Raw genomic sequence first — 16,069 nt, 5'->3', positions numbered from 1 at the left:
TCGCACCTGTCCGCCAGGCGGAAAACTGTAATTTCTCACGATCGTTCTTAGTTAAAACAGCAGCTTAGAGACCAATTCAGAATAATAACTTGTGATTAATTCTTCATCTGCCCTGTGTATTTCGGGGGGATATTTACCAAGCAATTGTCAAGTATTTCCTGTACGATGCCTGGCCAAGTTAATTTTCTATAGGTTAATGGCCGCCATGCGTGTAAAAGCATCCAACAGCAAAGCAAAGCCAGCTCCAGCCGTTGAAACCAGCGAATCGATCAACAACCAGATTGCTGCGTTCCTCAAGTCCGGCGGAGAGATCCAGCAAATTGCCAAAGGCGTCAGCGGCCAGACGTTCGGCCCGTCCAAGCAGATCACTCTGGGCAAGAAGTAACTTCCCCAAGATCCGCCGCGTCACCTGGTCCCTAAGCGCTTTGAGCTTCGAAGCGCTTGGACTGGAACCCTCCTCGCAACACCCCCGCAAAACACCAATATTTCAAAAATCGACGAACGGCCCTCGATGCCGATCATTCGCCGGTATGCTTACACACGTCTAGATCAAGCGTTTCAGTAGGTTTTTAGTGCCTGCACCTCGCTGTCATGGAGTGACGCATGCTCAAACCCTCCTATTTACTGCTCGGCACCCTGCTGTCGTGTTCAGTCGCCAATGCGCAAACCTTTCAGGGTGAACTGGGCGACTTCGATCTCAAACTCGGCACCACCCCCAGCCGCAGCATGGCCCAAGGGCTGGTCAAACCTTCCAGCACCGGCTCGTTCCACGGTGGTCTCGACCTGAGTCACGACAGCGGTTTTTACGTGGGCCAATGGGCACCGAGCATGGGTTTAACGCCAGGGGCCAACCTTGAAGTCGACTCCTACATGGGCTTTAAACAGCCTTTCGATAATACCCTCGGGTACGAAGTCGGCATGATCCGTTACAGCTACCCGAAAGTGGACACCCTCGACAGCCAGGAGCTTTTCGGTGGCCTGACCTTTCTGGGCAGCCGTTTCGGCGCAGCCTTCAGCAACGACCCCGACAAACAGAACAGCACCGTATTCGCCGACCTCGGTGGCAATCAGCCGTTTGGCATCGGGATCAGCATGAAATACACCACCCACCAGCTCAACGCGCCGGTGTCCGTCGACGGTGGGTATGTAGGCAGTTTCACCGACTGGTCAGTGAAACTTTCCCGCCCGTTCATGGGCGTCGATCTGGACCTGATCTACAGTGACTCCAGCTTGAGCGGCAACAGTTGTTCCGCCTATTCCGGGCACAACAGCCAATGCGACGGGTTGGTCACCCTCAAGGCCGAACGCGCCTTTTACTGATCGGCTGAACTGCGAGGCTCATCCTGCGTTCACATAAAGAAGCCCATTAAAAAAGCCAGGCCTTCGCAAAGGATTCGCCCATGTCGCGCTGGTTGAAATGTCTCGCCGTCATTATCACCCTCAGTCTCGCCCTCGGTGCGTGCAGCCGCGTGGGCCTGGCCTATCGCAACCTCGACGTGATCATTCCGTGGACGCTCAGCGACTACCTGAACATGAACGGCGAGCAAAAAGATTGGTTTAATGAACGCCTCAAAGAGCACCTGATCTGGCACTGCACCACGCAATTGCCGGGCTACCTCGACTGGCTGGATCGCTTGAAAGTCATGGTAGAGACCAATCAGGTCACCGACGCCGCACTGCAAACCCGCACCCAGGAAGCCAAACAGGCCATCGCCCAGACCGCAAAGGAAATCACCCCATCGGCCATTGAGCTGTTACAGGGGCTGGATGACAAACAAGTCGCGGAAATGAACGACGCCTTTGCCAAGGACCAGAACAAACGCCAGGAGCGATACCTCAAACCGTCTCTCGATCAACAGATCAAGCAACGCAGTCAGCGCATGGAAAAACGCCTGAATGACTGGCTCGGCCCACTCAGTGCAACCCAGCAGCTACGCGTGGTCGCGTGGTCCAACGCCTTGGGTGACCAGAATACGCAATGGATCGCCAACCGCGTCCATTGGCAGAAGGAGTTCAGTGCAGCGGTTTCGCAGCGCCAGAGTCCAGAATTCCCACAGCGAATCGAGACACTTCTGGTCAATCGCGAGAGTTTGTGGACGCCCGCTTATCGCCAGGCCTACGCCAACACCGAAGCCCAGGCACGGGGATTGTTTGTAGATTTGATGGCCGAAAGCACGCCGGAACAGCGCCAGCGGTTGCTGAAGAAAATAGAAGGGGTGCGCAAGGACTTCAACGATTTGAAGTGCCTGAAGGCAGCAAAACAAAGTTAAGCGCTACACAACTCCCCTGTGGGAGCGGGCTTGCTCGCGAATGCGATGTACCAGTTAACTTATAGTTGCCTGACACACCGCATTCGCGAGCAAGCCCGCTCCCACAGGGGATATGCGCGTCTTCAGGCAATCTGTGCCCTCGATGCGATCTCATCAAACCTCACCTCATCCAGCGCATCTTCCTGCTCATCCAACACCTGCCGCGGATGGTCATTCCCCGGAATGCTGCTGTCGATCAAGCTCAATAAACTCGAGCCCCGAGGCGTCAAAATGTAGTTCTCGCCATTGCCACCCTGATCTTCTGGCCGAGGCTCGATATAGCCCCGTAACAACAGTAACTTTTCGTACTCACCAGCTACCGTTTTCAGGTGATCCAGGTTCTCAAACGGCTCACCTTTCGACGCTTTCTCCGCCGCATACTGCTCGGCGTAGGGTCGTGGGGTGAACGTATGGCCAGCGCCGTTCTGCACTTCATGCAGCAAGCGTTCAATCAAATCCCAGTTATAAGTCGTCATCCTGATTCAACCTCCGGTGCCCGCCAGTGAAATGGCCTTCATAGGTTGTGACCGGTGCAGTTCGTAGCCGTTCAGCTGAGGTTTTGAACAGCACCGACCGGCGGTATGTCGAATTGGGCGTAGGCCAAACGACTAGGCTGTGTAAGTCCCCTCCCAGCACCCCGCAGGAGAATCCCAATGAACATTCAGAATCATCCCGTCGTCTCCCGAGAAGAATGGCTCGCCGCCCGTAAACAACACCTGGCCCACGAAAAAGCCTTCACCAAAGAACGAGACAAACTCAGCGCCGAACGCCGCGCCCTGCCCTGGGTGAAAATCGACAAGGACTACCGTTTCCAGGGCCCGAACGGCGAACTGAAACTGGCTGACCTGTTCGGCGGCCGTAGCCAGTTGATCATCTACCACTTCATGTTTGGCAAAGGCTGGGACGAAGGCTGCTCTGGCTGCTCGTTCCTGTCCGATCACATTGACGGCGCCAACCAACACCTGGCCCATCATGACGTCGCCGTGGTAGCGGTTTCCCACGCACCGTTCGCCGAATTCCAAGCCTTCAAACGACGCATGGGCTGGAAATTCGATTGGGTGTCGTCAGAAGGTAGCGATTTCAATTACGACTTTGGCGTTTCGGCCCGAGCAGAAGACGTCACCGCCGGTAAAGCCACCTACAACTACGAAAAATCCGACGGCGCCGAAGAAGAACTCCCCGGCCTCAGCGTGTTTTATCGCAATGAAGCTGGAGAGATTTTTCACACCTATTCCACTTATGCCCGAGGTCTGGACATGTTGGTCGGGGCCTATAACTACCTGGATCTCACACCCAAAGGGCGCAACGAAGAAGAAATCATGGAATGGGTAAGGCTTCACGATCAGTATGACGACAAGGTCTCGGCCAGTTGCTGCCATGGAGGGTAGAGCATCTGCCGAACACCCTATCCCCAAACACTGCAAATCATCTGTGGGAGCGAGGTCACTCCCACAGATGTTGGCAAACCATCGCCCAAAAGGCGACCGGGTTTGTCGTCTCTGAACTTTTTCCACACTTCAGCCCTCAACCGGATAACCCGCCTTAACCGGAAATGAGGCCCACCCCATGAAAACCCTGCTCAAACTCACCCTCGCCGCCACCCTCGCCTGCGCCCTCCCCGTTTGGGCCTGCACGCCCGAAGAAGCCACCATTAAGCGCGAACAACTGGCCAAAGAAGTCGCCAAGCTCACCGAACAAAACCCAGCCAAAGCCAAGGAGATCAACGCCGAGTTACAGAAGATGGATCTGGGGACGGCCAGCAAGGATCTGCCGGACAAGTGCCAGTTGATCGATCAGCGATTGAAGGAGCTGGATTCCGCAGAGAAGAAAACCGAGGGTTGATCCGGCTCAGGAATCCCAGGCATAAAAAAACCGGACATAAGTCCGGTTTTTTTATGGGTCGTTAGAACTGCTTATTCAGCAGCCGGCGCTTCCGGCTTGCGGCGCTTGAGCGGCGCCATGCCGTCCTTGCTGACCAGCGACAGGGCGTCGGTCTTCGGACGGTTGGCGATTTTGCGTTTGGTCGGGGCCTTGGCGCCGGTTTTCTTCTTGTCGCCTTTGGCGTCGACTTTTTTCTTCTTCACGCCAACGGCTTTACCCGAGGCCTTGACCTTTTTCGGACCGCCGTAGGTGCCTTTGACTTCCTTGATGGTGCGGCGCTCGAAGCTCTGCTTGAGGTAGCGCTCGACGCTCGACATCAGGTTCCAGTCGCCGTGGCAGATCAGCGAGATGGCCAGGCCATCGTTGCCGGCGCGACCGGTACGACCGATGCGGTGAACGTATTCGTCGCCGCTGCGCGGCATGTCGAAGTTGATCACCAGGTCCAGGCCTTCCACGTCGAGGCCGCGAGCGGCGACGTCGGTGGCGACGAGGATTTTCACGCCGCCCTGCTTCAGGCGGTCGATGGCCAGCTTGCGATCTTTCTGGTCTTTGTCACCGTGCAGGACGAACGCTTTGTATTCCTGCGCCACCAGGCGGCCGTAGATACGGTCGGCCATGGCCCGGGTGTTGGTGAACACGATGGCCTTCTGGTAGGTCTCGTTGGCCAGCAGCCAGTTCACGATCTGTTCTTTGTGCTGGTTGTGATCAGCGGTGATGATCTGCTGACGGGTGGTCGCATTCAGATCGCTGACGTTGTTGAGCTGCAGGTGCTCAGGGTTGTTCAGTACCTTGGCGACCATCTCGCGCAGGCCCGAACCGCCGGTAGTGGCGGAGAACAGCATGGTCTGCTGGCGGTTGGTGCACTCTTCCACCAGACGCTGGACGTCTTCGGCAAAGCCCATATCGAGCATGCGGTCAGCTTCGTCGAGGACCAGTACTTCGACTTCCTTGAGGTCGAGGTTGCCGGCGTTCAGTTGCTCGATCATCCGGCCCGGCGTACCGATCAGGATGTCCGGCACCTTGCGCAGCATGGCGGCCTGGACCTTGAAGTCTTCACCGCCGGTAATCAGGCCAGACTTGATGAAGGTGAACTGAGCGAAACGCTCGACTTCCTTGATGGTCTGCTGGGCCAGCTCGCGGGTCGGCAGCAGGATCAGGGTCTTGATGCTGACGCGGACTTTAGCCGGGCCGATCAAGCGGTTGAGGATCGGCAAAACGAATGCAGCGGTTTTGCCGCTGCCGGTTTGCGCTGTCACCCGCAGGTCACGCCCTTGGAGCGCCAGCGGAATAGCCGCTGCTTGCACAGGCGTTGGCTCGACAAATTTAAGCTCGGCCACGGCTTTGAGCAGGCGTTCGTGCAGGGCGAATTGGGAAAACACGGGTGCTACCTCGAAGAAATGCAAAAAAACAGCTGCATAGGGTAACGGTTTCGAGCGCTCAGGCCGAGTTTCTTTATACAAACGGCGCTAAACAGTGGTTTTTTTGTTGCGTCTTTTGTCCTCAAACGTCATCCAAAGCGTCTTAAATGCTCTAATCGCCCCGTCGCGTCCTACAGAAGAACCGTTTTTACCCATGGATATCAAACAGCTCTGGCTCAACGTCCAAGACCTTTGGGGTGCCCTTGATCAGCACCCCCTCCTGCATTCCAGCCTGGCGTTGGTGGTATTGCTGGTGGTTGCGCTGGTCCTCGGACGAGTGGCGCGCTTCCTCATTCTGCATGCGACCAAAATACTCGGTCGCCAGCCGGCATTGCACTGGATCAATGACTTTCGGCATAACAAGGTCTTTCATCGTCTGGCGCAGATCACCCCCTCGCTGGTGATCCAGTTCGGCTTGCACCTGGTGCCGGAGTTGGGCAAGACCAGTCTGATCTTCCTCGGCAATGTGGCGCTGGCATTTACCATTCTGTTTTTGCTGTTGGCAGTCAGTGCCCTGCTCAGCGCCCTGCTCGACATCTACGCGCGCACCGAACATGCCCGTACCCGCTCGATCAAAGGCTACATACAACTGGCGAAAATGGTCTTGTACGTGTTTGGCGCGATCATCATCGTTGCCACGCTGATCGACCGTTCGCCGCTATTGCTGCTGTCAGGGCTGGGCGCCATGTCGGCGGTGATTCTGTTGGTCTACAAAGACACCTTGCTGTCGTTCGTCGCCAGCGTGCAGCTGACCAGCAATGACATGCTGCGGGTCGGCGACTGGATCGAGATGCCGCAAGTCGGCGCCGACGGCGACGTGGTCGACATCACGCTGCACACGGTCAAGGTGCAGAATTTCGACAAGACCATCGTTTCGATTCCAACCTGGCGCCTGATGTCCGAGTCGTTCAAGAACTGGCGCGGCATGCAGCAATCCGGTGGACGACGGATCAAGCGCAGCCTGTTCATCGACGCCAGTGGCGTGCGGTTTGTGCGCGACGACGAAGAGGCAAAACTGGCTCAGGTGCATCTGCTGACCGACTACATCAGTCGCAAGCAGGCTGAACTCAAGGCCTGGAACGAAGCCCAGGGTAATGTGGCGGCGATGTCGGCCAACCGTCGGCGGATGACCAATATCGGGACGTTCCGCGCCTATGCGCTGGCGTATTTGAAGAGTCACCCGGAGATTCAGCCGAACATGACCTGCATGGTCCGCCAGATGCAAACCACCGCGCAGGGCATTCCCCTCGAGATCTACTGCTTCACCCGCACCACCGTGTGGGCGGATTACGAGCGGATCCAGGGGGATATTTTTGATTACCTGCTCGCGGTGTTGCCGGAGTTTGGCTTGAGCTTGTATCAGCAGCCAAGTGGCGGGGATTTGCGGGCGGGGTTGTTGCCGGCCATGTTAGGCGCGAGCCACATCCCTGGGCCCGAAAAACACATCATGTAACCACCTCGGCTCACCCGGCTTGCTGTTGGATGATTACCGTCTGCGCCGGCATCGGAGCCGGGAAACCGGCTTCACCGAGGGCGTCTTTGATGATGCGGTTGGTGTCGAAATAGACCTGCCAATAGTGCTCGTTGTGGCAGTAAGGACGCACCGCCAACACCGGACCGACCAGATTGAACTCTAAAATCTCCACCTCCACTGCTGGCTCGGCAAGCACATTGGGGATCGTGGCAATGTGTTGTTTCAGCAAGGCCGCCGCCGCTTTCCAGTCGGCCGCGCCCGATAGCTGTGCTTTCAGTTCGACACGGCGGAACGGGTTGTGGGTGAAGTTCTGGATGTTGTCGCTGAAAATTTTGTTATTACCGACCAGAGTCAGCACGTTATCCGGGGTGTTGATAGCGGTAGCGAACAGACCGATCTCGGTGACCGTACCCGTTACCCCTCCCGCGCAGATGAAGTCGCCGACCTTGAATGGGCGCAGGACAATAATAAACGCGCCCGCCGCCAGATTGGCCAGCAACCCCGACCAGGCCAGACCGATTGCAAGACCGACCGCAGCGAGCAGCGCGGCAAAGGTGGTCGTCTGCATGCCGAGGTAGCCGAGGATACCGATCACCAGAATGATGTTCAGCGTCACGGTAATGGCTGAGCCAACATAGCGCAGTACGGTCGGGTCGACCTTTTGTTTGCCCAGGGCCCGCTGCACCATGCCGACAGCAAAGCCTATCAGCCAGCGTCCGACGATCCAGAAGGCTATGGCGGAGAGGATCTTCACCGCGAAAGCGGCACCATACTGTTGCACCAGCGCGATTAACGCGTTGAACTTCGCGGTGGTAACGTTAACGATAGTTTCGTCCATGGCTGGTGCCCAAAGGTGAAGAATTGGTACCGAAACCCTAGCACAGCCTGTATGCCCCGCCAGTCAATGGGCGGCGCTACGTATCGCAGTACAACAGCACCAAGCCTCCGGGGTCAGGTGACCGCCAAAGACTTTCGCACACCCAATTGGCTAATCCACACCGCCATCAAAATCACCGCCCCACCCAGGAGCAACCGCCCCAGCGCTTCATGCTGATTCCAGATCAGCAGGTTGATCAGCAACCCCACCGGCACATGCAGGTTGTTCATCACCGCGAGCGTCCCGCCATTCACCAGGCACGCGCCCTTGTTCCACCAGTACAACCCGAGCGCCGTCGAGACCAGGCCGAGGAATACCAGCACGCCCCATTGCAGAGGTGCTTCGGGCAGGAAGTTCTGTTTGCCGAACAGCAGAAACGCCGGTAGCGCCACCGCCAATGCCCCCAGGTAGAAGTAGCCAAAGCGCCGGTAATGCGGCAAATCGCTCGGGTGGCGCGCCACCAGATGTTTATAAAGCACCTGTCCAGCGGCGTAGGTGAAGTTGGCCAGTTGCAGCAGCAGGAACCCCATGAAGAAATCCGGGTTGATCCGGTCGTAGCGAATCACTGCCGCACCCATCACCGCCACCAGTGCCGCGACCAATGCCCACGGATTGAAGCGCCGGTTCAGCGCGTCTTCGATCAAGGTCACGTGCAGCGGTGTGAGGATGGTGAACAGCAACACCTCCGGCACTGTCAGCACCCGAAAGCTCAGGTACAGGCAGACGTAGGTCACGCCGAACTGCAACGCGCCGATCAGCAGCATGCCGCGCATGAACGCCGGTTCAACCGAACGCCAGCGGGTCAACGGAATGAACACCAGCCCCGCCAGCACCACTCGCACCAGCACCGCGAAATAACTGTCGACATGACCGGCCAGGTACTCGCCGATCAAACTGAAGGAAAACGCCTGAATCAGCGTGACAAAAAGTAGATAGCCCATGCTTGCCTCGTTTCGAATGGCGGCGACGATAGCTTTTTTTGCCAGCCATCGCGACCTGTCAGGCAACACACCCCCCTGTGGGAGCGAGCCTGCTCGCGATGACGGCGTTACATTCAACATTGATGTTGGCTGACACACCGCTATCGCGAGCAGGCTCGCTCCCACAAGGGTTGTGTGCTCATTACCAAATCGCAGGCAAAAAAAAGCCCGATCTCGCTAAAGCGTTCAATCGGGCTACAGCACTCAGGAGCAACAAGTGCAAAGGGAGGTTCGATGCGCGTAAAGCCATGAAGGGGTTGCGCCAGATCACTTGAACATCAAGGGATTATCTGGCGATTAAAACCTCAGGCGACGAGGGAAAGTTTGGCGTTGGCCTGGCTCAGGCCTTTCTCCTGGAAGTCACCGCCCAGGTTCATGCCTTCGGCGTGAATGAACGTCACGTCGTGGATCCCGATGAACGCCATGACCTGGCGCAGGTAGGGTTCCTGGTGATCCGCGGTGCTGCCGGCGTAGATTCCGCCGCGGGCAGTCAGTACGTAGGCACGTTTGCCGCTGAGCAAGCCTTGCGGGCCAGTGTCGGTGTACTTGAAGGTCACGCCAGCACGCAGCACATGGTCGAGCCAGGCTTTGAGGGTGCTCGGGATGGCGAAGTTGTACATCGGCGCGGCCATGACCAGTACATCGGCAGCCAGCAATTCGTCAGTCAACTGGTTGGAGCGTTCCAGGGAAACCTGTTCGATGTCGTTGCGCTGCTCGGCAGGTTTCATCCAGCCGCCCAGCAGGTTGATATCCAGATGCGGCACCGGGTTGACGGCCAGGTCACGAACGGTGATGTGGTCGTTCGGGTGCGCGGTTTGCCACTGGCTGATGAAGGTCTGGGTCAGTTGACGCGAAACCGAGTCTTGCTGACGAGCGCTGCTTTCGATGATCAGAACGCGGGACATGGGATGTAGCCTCCATCTGAGAATGTTGTAAGTCGATGGAGTGAAGGTTAAACAGAGTTAAATCGATGAAAAAGCGCAAATAACTGCTATAAACCATCAATAAATTCGTTTATAAGCAGAGCATGCCCTGTGGGAGCGGGCTGTGGTGAGGGGATTTAGCGAAACGTCGCACCGCCCCGTTGGGCTGCGAAGCGGCCCCAGCACTTCAAAGTCAAACCGCATGCAATGGTTTGACGACTGCTTCGCAGCCGAACGGGGATAAATCCCCTCACCACAGCCCGCTCCCACAGGGTTGTAATGTCATTTGGGGGTGCAGGTCAGTTTGATACGCATCTTGATGATGCTTCGGTTGAACTTGGCGGTAGCATTTTTGTGTTTACCGGCGGCGACTTCGATATTGCGGGTACGTGGCGCTTCCGGGCCATTGTTGAAAACTACCTTACAGGCCGCATCGGTGGTGCCGTAGTTGTTCACCTGAATGGAGGCGATGTCGTTATCCGTGTCATACGCGTTGTAGTCGATGCTCATGCCGTTCAGCTGTTTTTCAACGTCGATCGGATAGGCAAACGCCGTCAGCGGCAGCATCGCCAGCAGCACACAACCCGATACCACACCACAAAGCTTTTTCATTCAGCAGTCTCCAATATGGACTGCCAGCTTAGGACAAGAGGAGCTATTCATGAAAGCGCCCCGCGTGACCCTTGATCAATGGCGAACGTTACAGGCCGTGGTCGACCACGGCGGTTTCGCCCAGGCCGCCGAAGCGCTGCACCGCTCGCAATCATCGGTGAGCTACACCGTGGCGCGCATGCAGGACCAACTCGGCGTACCGCTGTTGCGCATCGACGGCCGCAAAGCGGTGCTGACCGAAGCCGGCGGCGTGCTGCTGCGCCGCTCGCGGCAACTGGTGAAACAGGCCAGTCAGCTGGAAGACCTGGCCCATCACATGGAACAGGGCTGGGAAGCAGAAGTGCGGCTGGTGGTCGACGCCGCCTACCCGAGCGCCCGCCTCGTTCGCGCCTTGACCGCGTTCATGCCGCAAAGCCGTGGCTGCCGGGTGCGTCTGCGCGAAGAAGTATTGTCGGGGGTGGAAGAAGTCTTGCTCGAAGGCGTGGCCGATCTGGCCATCAGTGGCTTCAGCATTCCCGGTTACCTGGGCGCGGAATTGAGCGACGTCGAGTTCGTGGCGGTTGCCCATCCCGAACATCCATTGCACCGTCTCAACCGCGAACTGAATTTCCAGGACCTGGAAAGCCAGCTGCAAGTCGTCATCCGCGACTCCGGTCGCCAGCAGCCACGGGACGTCGGCTGGCTCGGCGCGGAACAGCGCTGGACCGTCGGCAGCCTGGCCACCGCGGCAACGTTTGTCAGCAGCGGCCTGGGTTTCGCCTGGTTGCCTCGGCACATGATCGAACGGGAAATCAAGGAAGGCCTGCTCAAGCTGCTACCGTTGGACCAGGGTGGCAGCCGCAACCCGAGCTTCTATCTGTACTCGAACAAGGACAAACCCTTGGGTCCGGCCACGCAGATTCTCATCGAACTGCTGCGCACTTTCGACACTGCGCCGCTGGATGCACCTTTCGCAGCCCCTGAACAAGCCTGACACGGAGTGTACGCATGGCCTATTTCGAACACGAAGGTTGCAACCTGCACTATGAGGAATATGGCCACGGCACGCCGTTGCTGCTGGTCCACGGGCTCGGCTCCAGCACCCTGGACTGGGAAAAGCAGATCCCGGCGTTGTCGGCCCGCTACCGGGTGATCGTCCCGGATGTACGCGGCCACGGTCGCTCCGACAAACCTCGCGAGCGCTACAGCATCGCCGGGTTCAGCGCCGATCTGGTCGCCCTCATTGAACACCTGAACCTGGGCCCCACTCATTACGTGGGCCTGTCCATGGGTGGCATGATCGGTTTTCAACTGGCCGTGGACCAGCCGCAATTGCTCAAAAGCCTGTGCATCGTCAACAGCGCGCCCGAGGTCAAACTGCGCAGCCGCGACGATTACTGGCAGTGGTTCAAGCGCTGGAGCCTGATGCGTGTCCTCAGTCTCGGCGCCATCGGCACGGCTCTGGGAGGCAAGCTGTTTCCCAAACCGGAACAGGCTGACCTGCGACAAAAAATGTCCGAGCGCTGGGCAAAAAACGACAAACATGCTTATCTCGCCAGCTTCGATGCAATCGTTGGCTGGGGGGTTCAGGAACGACTTTCGAAGGTGTCCTGTCCAACGCTCATCGTCAGCGCCGACCGTGACTACACACCGGTCTCGCTGAAAGAGACCTACGTAAAACTGCTGCCCGATGCGCGGCTGGTGGTGATCGCCGATTCGCGCCACGCCACCCCGCTGGATCAACCCGAAATATTCAACCAAACGCTGCTCGAGTTTCTCACCGCAGTCGACACCACCTCACTCAGGATCACTGACCCATGCTGAAAAAAATCGCCCTCGTCGCTGGCTCCGTTCTGTTTGCCGCCAACCTGATGGCCGCAACGCCCGCCAAGGCGCCGCACGTGCTGCTGGAGACCACCAATGGCCAGATCGAAATCGAACTGGACCCGGTCAAGGCGCCGATCAGTACCAAAAACTTCCTTGATTACGTCAACAGCGGCTTCTACAACAACACGATTTTTCACCGTGTGATTCCAGGGTTCATGATCCAGGGCGGTGGTTTCACTCAACAAATGCAGCAGAAAGAAACCAAGGCACCGATCAAGAACGAGTCCAAAAACGGCCTGCATAACGTCCGTGGCACGCTGTCCATGGCCCGCACCTCCAATCCTGATTCGGCCACTAGCCAGTTCTTCGTGAACGTCAAGGACAATGACTTCCTCGACAGCGGTGACGGCTATGCGGTCTTCGGTAAAGTCGTGAAAGGCATGGACGTGGTAGATGTCATCGTCAACTCGCAAACCACCACCCGTGGCGGCATGAAAGATGTGCCAGCCGACCCTGTGTTCATCAAGTCGGCCAAAGTCATCGACTAAGCTACACAGGAAGTCTTGAGCGGCTGCCGGAGTGCGCCGCTCACACTGTTCAAAGGAGAGCCCGTGCGCGGGCGGAGAACTGATGCTTTATCGCCGTTTCGAGAAACTGATCGACATTTTCCGCGAGGCCCCGACGGCCGCGCCGCCGGATCGGGTTCTGCCTTTTTATACCTATTACCTGAAACAGGTCTGGCCGAGTTTCGCCGTCCTGCTGATCGTCGGTCTGATCGGTGCGCTGATCGAAGTGGCGCTGTTCAGTTACCTGAGCCGCATCATCGACCTGACCCAAGGCACACCGAACGTCGATTTCTTCAAGGAACATGGCATCGAGCTGGCCTGGATGGCGGTGGTAGCCCTGGTGTTCCGGCCGATTTTTGTCGGCTTGCATGACCTACTGGTGCACCAGACCCTGAGCCCCAGCATGACCAGCCTGATCCGCTGGCAGAACCACAGTTATGTGCTCAAACAGAGCCTGAATTTTTTCCAGAACGACTTCGCCGGGCGCATCGCCCAACGCATCATGCAGACCGGCAACTCGCTGCGCGATTCAGCCGTGCAAGCGGTGGACGCGCTGTGGCACGTGCTGATCTACGCGATCAGTTCGCTGGTGCTGTTCGCCGAAGCCGACTGGCGCCTGATGATCCCGCTGCTGACCTGGATCGTCGCCTTCATCAGTGCCCTTTACTACTTCGTGCCACGGGTCAAGGAACGTTCGGTCGTGTCCTCCGATGCGCGTTCCAAACTCATGGGGCGGATCGTCGACGGCTACACCAACATCACCACCCTGAAGCTGTTCGCCCACACCAACTTCGAACAGCAATACGCTCGCGAAGCGATCAAGGAACAAACCGAAAAAGCCCAACTGGCCGGCCGGGTGGTCACCAGCATGGACGTGGTCATCACCAGCATGAACGGCTTGCTGATCGTCGGCACCACCGGCCTGGCCCTGTGGTTGTGGACGCAGTCGCTGATCACCGTAGGCGCGATTGCCCTGGCCACCGGCCTGGTGATCCGCATCGTCAACATGTCCGGCTGGATCATGTGGGTGGTCACCGGCATTTTCGAAAACATCGGCATGGTCCAGGACGGTTTGCAGACCATTTCTCAACCGGTCAGCGTCACCGATCGCGAGCAGGCCAAACCGCTGGCGGTCACCCGTGGCGAGGTGCGTTTCGAGCACGTGGATTTCCACTACGGCAAGAAGAGCGGGATCATCGGCGACCTTAACCTGACCATCAAGCCCGGTGAGAAAATCGGCCTGATCGGTCCATCCGGCGCAGGCAAATCAACCCTGGTCAACCTGCTGCTGCGCCTCTATGACGTGCAGGGCGGCCGCATTCTCATCGACGGGCAGAACATCGCCGAAGTCGGCCAGGAAAGCCTGCGCGAGCGCATTGGCATGATCACCCAGGACACGTCCCTGCTGCATCGTTCGATCCGCGACAATTTGTTGTACGGCAAACCCGACGCCACCGACGCCGAACTCTGGGAGGCGGTGCACAAGGCCCGCGCCGACGAGTTCATCCCGTTGTTGTCGGACTCCGAAGGTCGCATCGGTTTTGATGCCCACGTCGGTGAACGCGGGGTGAAACTCTCCGGCGGTCAGCGTCAGCGGATTGCGATTGCTCGCGTGCTGCTCAAGGACGCGCCGATCCTGATCATGGACGAGGCCACCTCGGCGCTGGATTCGGAGGTCGAAGCAGCGATCCAGGAAAGCCTCGAAACCCTGATGCAGGGCAAAACCGTAATTGCCATCGCTCACCGGCTCTCGACCATCGCCCGCATGGACCGGCTGGTGGTGCTGGAAAAAGGCAAGATCGCCGAAACTGGCAGCCACGCCGAACTGCTGGCCCATGGCGGGTTGTATGCGCGGTTGTGGCAACACCAGACAGGTGGATTTGTCGGCATCGATTGATGATCGTTCCCACGCTCTGCGTGGGAATGCCTCAAGGGACGCTCCGCGTCCAGTGACGCGGAGCGTCACGGGCTGCATTCCCACGCAGAGCGTGGGAACGATCTTGCCCCCCTTCAGGCTTGCCGGTAAGGCAAGGCTGCCCTCGCTTCCTCGGCATACGCCAGCACACCAGCGCGCTCTTGTTGCAGGAAGTCTTTGACGGCGGCTTTCAGCCCGGGATGACGCAAGTAGTGCCATGAATGAGTGATCACGGGTTCGAACCCGCGAATCAACTTGTGCTCACCCTGGGCACCGGCATCGAAACGCTGGAAGCCATTGGCAATTGCGTAGTCCATGCCCTGGTAGAAACAGGTCTCGAAGTGCAGACGGTCGAACTCCGCCAGACAGCCCCAATAACGACCGTAAAAACTGTCGCCGCCCACCAGACTGAAGGCCATGGCCACCGGCCGTGAGCCTTGCTTGGCCAACACCACACGAATCGACTCTGGCATGCGCTCGGCCAGCAAACTGAAAAACTCCCGCGTCAGATACGGCGCTTGCCGACGCACTGCGTAGGTGTTGGCGTAGCAGGCATAGACAAAATCCCACTGCGCCTGATCGAGTTGCCTACCTTCAAGCCATTCGAAATCAATGCCCTGCCCCGCCACTTGCTCGCGCTCCTTGCGCATCTGTTTGCGCTTGCGCGAACTGAGAGCGTCGAGGAAGTCCTGAAAATCCCGATAGCCGCGATTCTGCCAGTGGTACTGACAGCCGATTCGCTGCAACCAGCCCGGCTGCTCGGCCAAGGCTGCGTCAGTGAACGGGTCGGTGAAGTTGATGTGGGCACTGGAGAGTTGTTCGATTTCAAGGTAGCCCGGCAGGCTTTTCAACAGTTCAAAACCGTCCTCGAGCGTGGCCGCCAGCAAACGCGGGCCGCTGACCGGACTGAACGGCACAGCCGTCAGCAGCTTGGGGTAGTAATCGATCCCGGCACGCTCACAGGCATCGGCCCAGGCGTGGTCGAACACGTACTCGCCATAGGAATGCCATTTGCGGTAACTGGGCAGCGCGGCAATCAGGCGATCGCCTTCGATGTGCAACAAATGCTCGGGTTGCCAGCCGGAATGAGGGCCGACGCTGCCGCTGTCTTCCAGCGTGCTGAGAAAGGCGTGGCGCAGAAAGGGCTGATTCTCGGGCACCAGGGCATCCCACGTCTGCGACGCGATTTCGGACAGACTTTCCAGACGTTGCAGCGGCATCGGTTCTTTCCTACTTCTTTGCGTGAAAGCCCGGCGAGTATCGCCCATCGCCAAAAAATCCACACGAGCAATTCGACGACAGCGCTCT

General features: G+C 58.0%; 16 protein-coding genes and 1 pseudogene. 10 read left to right on the top strand and 7 right to left on the bottom strand.

The window, feature by feature from the left end; all coding sequences use genetic code 11:
• Nucleotides 1-196 precede the first annotated feature (196 nt).
• From IB252_RS02900 to IB252_RS02890, 3 genes are all read left to right on the top strand, one after another.
• Entirely contained in the window at nt 197-385 is a 189-nt protein-coding gene (locus IB252_RS02900) for a hypothetical protein (protein WP_017337097.1), read from the top strand.
• Nucleotides 386-603: 218 nt separating this feature from the next.
• Nucleotides 604-1,320, top strand: a complete 717-nt coding sequence (locus tag IB252_RS02895) for a TorF family putative porin (protein WP_192406685.1) — start codon at nt 604-606, stop codon at nt 1,318-1,320.
• A gap of 80 nt (nt 1,321-1,400) precedes the next feature.
• On the top strand, nt 1,401-2,270 hold the full coding sequence (locus IB252_RS02890; protein WP_192406683.1) for a DUF6279 family lipoprotein: 870 nt from the start codon (nt 1,401-1,403) through the stop codon (nt 2,268-2,270).
• A gap of 122 nt (nt 2,271-2,392) precedes the next feature.
• Here the strand turns inward: IB252_RS02890 and IB252_RS02885 are convergent, their stop codons facing one another.
• Nucleotides 2,393-2,785, bottom strand: a complete 393-nt coding sequence (locus IB252_RS02885) for a transcriptional regulator (RefSeq protein WP_074874388.1) — start codon at nt 2,783-2,785, stop codon at nt 2,393-2,395.
• A 177-nt stretch (nt 2,786-2,962) separates the two neighbouring features.
• Here IB252_RS02885 and IB252_RS02880 point away from each other — a divergent pair, with 177 nt between their 5' ends.
• On the top strand, nt 2,963-3,697 hold the full coding sequence (locus IB252_RS02880) for a DUF899 domain-containing protein (protein WP_192406681.1): 735 nt from the start codon (nt 2,963-2,965) through the stop codon (nt 3,695-3,697).
• 178 nt (nt 3,698-3,875) lie between these two features.
• The gene (locus IB252_RS02875) at nt 3,876-4,151 is read left to right on the top strand and encodes a hypothetical protein (RefSeq protein WP_192406679.1); all 276 of its coding nucleotides are present in this window, start codon (nt 3,876-3,878) and stop codon (nt 4,149-4,151) included.
• A 71-nt stretch (nt 4,152-4,222) separates the two neighbouring features.
• Here IB252_RS02875 and IB252_RS02870 read toward each other — a convergent pair whose 3' ends face one another.
• Nucleotides 4,223-5,569, bottom strand: coding sequence for a DEAD/DEAH box helicase (locus IB252_RS02870; protein ID WP_008153197.1), 1,347 nt, complete (start codon nt 5,567-5,569; stop codon nt 4,223-4,225).
• 193 nt (nt 5,570-5,762) lie between these two features.
• Here IB252_RS02870 and IB252_RS02865 point away from each other — a divergent pair, with 193 nt between their 5' ends.
• Complete coding sequence (locus IB252_RS02865) at nt 5,763-7,061, top strand: mechanosensitive ion channel family protein (protein WP_192406678.1); 1,299 nt, start codon at nt 5,763-5,765, stop codon at nt 7,059-7,061.
• Between the two features lie 10 nt (nt 7,062-7,071).
• On the opposite strand, the gene IB252_RS02860 is transcribed toward IB252_RS02865, so the two are convergent.
• The 4 genes from IB252_RS02860 to IB252_RS02845 form a co-directional block, all read right to left on the bottom strand.
• The gene (locus IB252_RS02860) at nt 7,072-7,920 is read right to left on the bottom strand and encodes a mechanosensitive ion channel family protein (RefSeq protein WP_192406676.1); all 849 of its coding nucleotides are present in this window, start codon (nt 7,918-7,920) and stop codon (nt 7,072-7,074) included.
• A 113-nt stretch (nt 7,921-8,033) separates the two neighbouring features.
• Nucleotides 8,034-8,900 (bottom strand): carboxylate/amino acid/amine transporter, encoded by an 867-nt coding sequence (locus IB252_RS02855; protein ID WP_192406675.1) that lies wholly within the window; start codon nt 8,898-8,900, stop codon nt 8,034-8,036.
• A 344-nt stretch (nt 8,901-9,244) separates the two neighbouring features.
• Nucleotides 9,245-9,844 carry an FMN-dependent NADH-azoreductase gene (locus tag IB252_RS02850; protein ID WP_192406673.1) on the bottom strand — a complete coding sequence of 200 codons (600 nt, stop codon included), beginning with the start codon at nt 9,842-9,844 and terminating at the stop codon, nt 9,245-9,247.
• Nucleotides 9,845-10,144: 300 nt separating this feature from the next.
• Nucleotides 10,145-10,474, bottom strand: coding sequence for a 3-phosphoglycerate kinase (locus IB252_RS02845; RefSeq protein WP_111450779.1), 330 nt, complete (start codon nt 10,472-10,474; stop codon nt 10,145-10,147).
• Nucleotides 10,475-10,523: 49 nt separating this feature from the next.
• On the opposite strand from IB252_RS02845, the gene IB252_RS02840 reads away from it, so the two are divergent.
• The 4 genes and pseudogenes from IB252_RS02840 to IB252_RS02825 all read left to right on the top strand — a co-directional run bounded on the left by IB252_RS02840 (nt 10,524) and on the right by IB252_RS02825 (nt 14,743).
• Nucleotides 10,524-11,447 carry a LysR family transcriptional regulator gene (locus tag IB252_RS02840; protein WP_074874335.1) on the top strand — a complete coding sequence of 308 codons (924 nt, stop codon included), beginning with the start codon at nt 10,524-10,526 and terminating at the stop codon, nt 11,445-11,447.
• Between the two features lie 14 nt (nt 11,448-11,461).
• Nucleotides 11,462-12,267: pseudogene (locus IB252_RS02835) on the top strand (alpha/beta fold hydrolase).
• Nucleotides 12,268-12,270: 3 nt separating this feature from the next.
• Complete coding sequence (locus IB252_RS02830) at nt 12,271-12,828, top strand: peptidylprolyl isomerase A (protein ID WP_008153188.1); 558 nt, start codon at nt 12,271-12,273, stop codon at nt 12,826-12,828.
• 82 nt (nt 12,829-12,910) lie between these two features.
• On the top strand, nt 12,911-14,743 hold the full coding sequence (locus IB252_RS02825; protein ID WP_192406669.1) for an ABC transporter ATP-binding protein: 1,833 nt from the start codon (nt 12,911-12,913) through the stop codon (nt 14,741-14,743).
• Nucleotides 14,744-14,856: 113 nt separating this feature from the next.
• On the opposite strand, the gene IB252_RS02820 is transcribed toward IB252_RS02825, so the two are convergent.
• Nucleotides 14,857-15,981 (bottom strand): GNAT family N-acetyltransferase, encoded by a 1,125-nt coding sequence (locus IB252_RS02820; protein ID WP_192406667.1) that lies wholly within the window; start codon nt 15,979-15,981, stop codon nt 14,857-14,859.
• Nucleotides 15,982-16,069 lie beyond the last annotated feature (88 nt).

It is taken from the genome of Pseudomonas sp. PDM10, assembly GCF_014852295.1.
Classification (GTDB): Bacteria; Pseudomonadota; Gammaproteobacteria; order Pseudomonadales; family Pseudomonadaceae; genus Aquipseudomonas.
Note: the sequence above shows the minus strand (reverse complement) of the source record. Positions and strands in the feature narration are given on the sequence as shown.

Excerpts from the sequence above, each read along its gene's own strand:
- IB252_RS02825 (WP_192406669.1), top strand. The coding sequence starts at position 12,911 with ATGCTTTATCGCCGTTTCGAGAAACTGATCGACATTTTCCGCGAGGCC.
- IB252_RS02875 (WP_192406679.1), top strand. The coding sequence starts at position 3,876 with ATGAAAACCCTGCTCAAACTCACCCTCGCCGCCACCCTCGCCTGCGCC.
- IB252_RS02860 (WP_192406676.1), bottom strand. The coding sequence starts at position 7,920 with ATGGACGAAACTATCGTTAACGTTACCACCGCGAAGTTCAACGCGTTA.
- IB252_RS02880 (WP_192406681.1), top strand. The coding sequence starts at position 2,963 with ATGAACATTCAGAATCATCCCGTCGTCTCCCGAGAAGAATGGCTCGCC.
- IB252_RS02840 (WP_074874335.1), top strand. The coding sequence starts at position 10,524 with ATGAAAGCGCCCCGCGTGACCCTTGATCAATGGCGAACGTTACAGGCC.
- IB252_RS02895 (WP_192406685.1), top strand. The coding sequence starts at position 604 with ATGCTCAAACCCTCCTATTTACTGCTCGGCACCCTGCTGTCGTGTTCA.
- IB252_RS02885 (WP_074874388.1), bottom strand. The coding sequence starts at position 2,785 with ATGACGACTTATAACTGGGATTTGATTGAACGCTTGCTGCATGAAGTG.
- IB252_RS02855 (WP_192406675.1), bottom strand. The coding sequence starts at position 8,900 with ATGGGCTATCTACTTTTTGTCACGCTGATTCAGGCGTTTTCCTTCAGT.
- IB252_RS02845 (WP_111450779.1), bottom strand. The coding sequence starts at position 10,474 with ATGAAAAAGCTTTGTGGTGTGGTATCGGGTTGTGTGCTGCTGGCGATG.
- IB252_RS02830 (WP_008153188.1), top strand. The coding sequence starts at position 12,271 with ATGCTGAAAAAAATCGCCCTCGTCGCTGGCTCCGTTCTGTTTGCCGCC.
- IB252_RS02850 (WP_192406673.1), bottom strand. The coding sequence starts at position 9,844 with ATGTCCCGCGTTCTGATCATCGAAAGCAGCGCTCGTCAGCAAGACTCG.
- IB252_RS02890 (WP_192406683.1), top strand. The coding sequence starts at position 1,401 with ATGTCGCGCTGGTTGAAATGTCTCGCCGTCATTATCACCCTCAGTCTC.
- IB252_RS02865 (WP_192406678.1), top strand. The coding sequence starts at position 5,763 with ATGGATATCAAACAGCTCTGGCTCAACGTCCAAGACCTTTGGGGTGCC.
- IB252_RS02820 (WP_192406667.1), bottom strand. The coding sequence starts at position 15,981 with ATGCCGCTGCAACGTCTGGAAAGTCTGTCCGAAATCGCGTCGCAGACG.
- IB252_RS02900 (WP_017337097.1), top strand. The coding sequence starts at position 197 with ATGGCCGCCATGCGTGTAAAAGCATCCAACAGCAAAGCAAAGCCAGCT.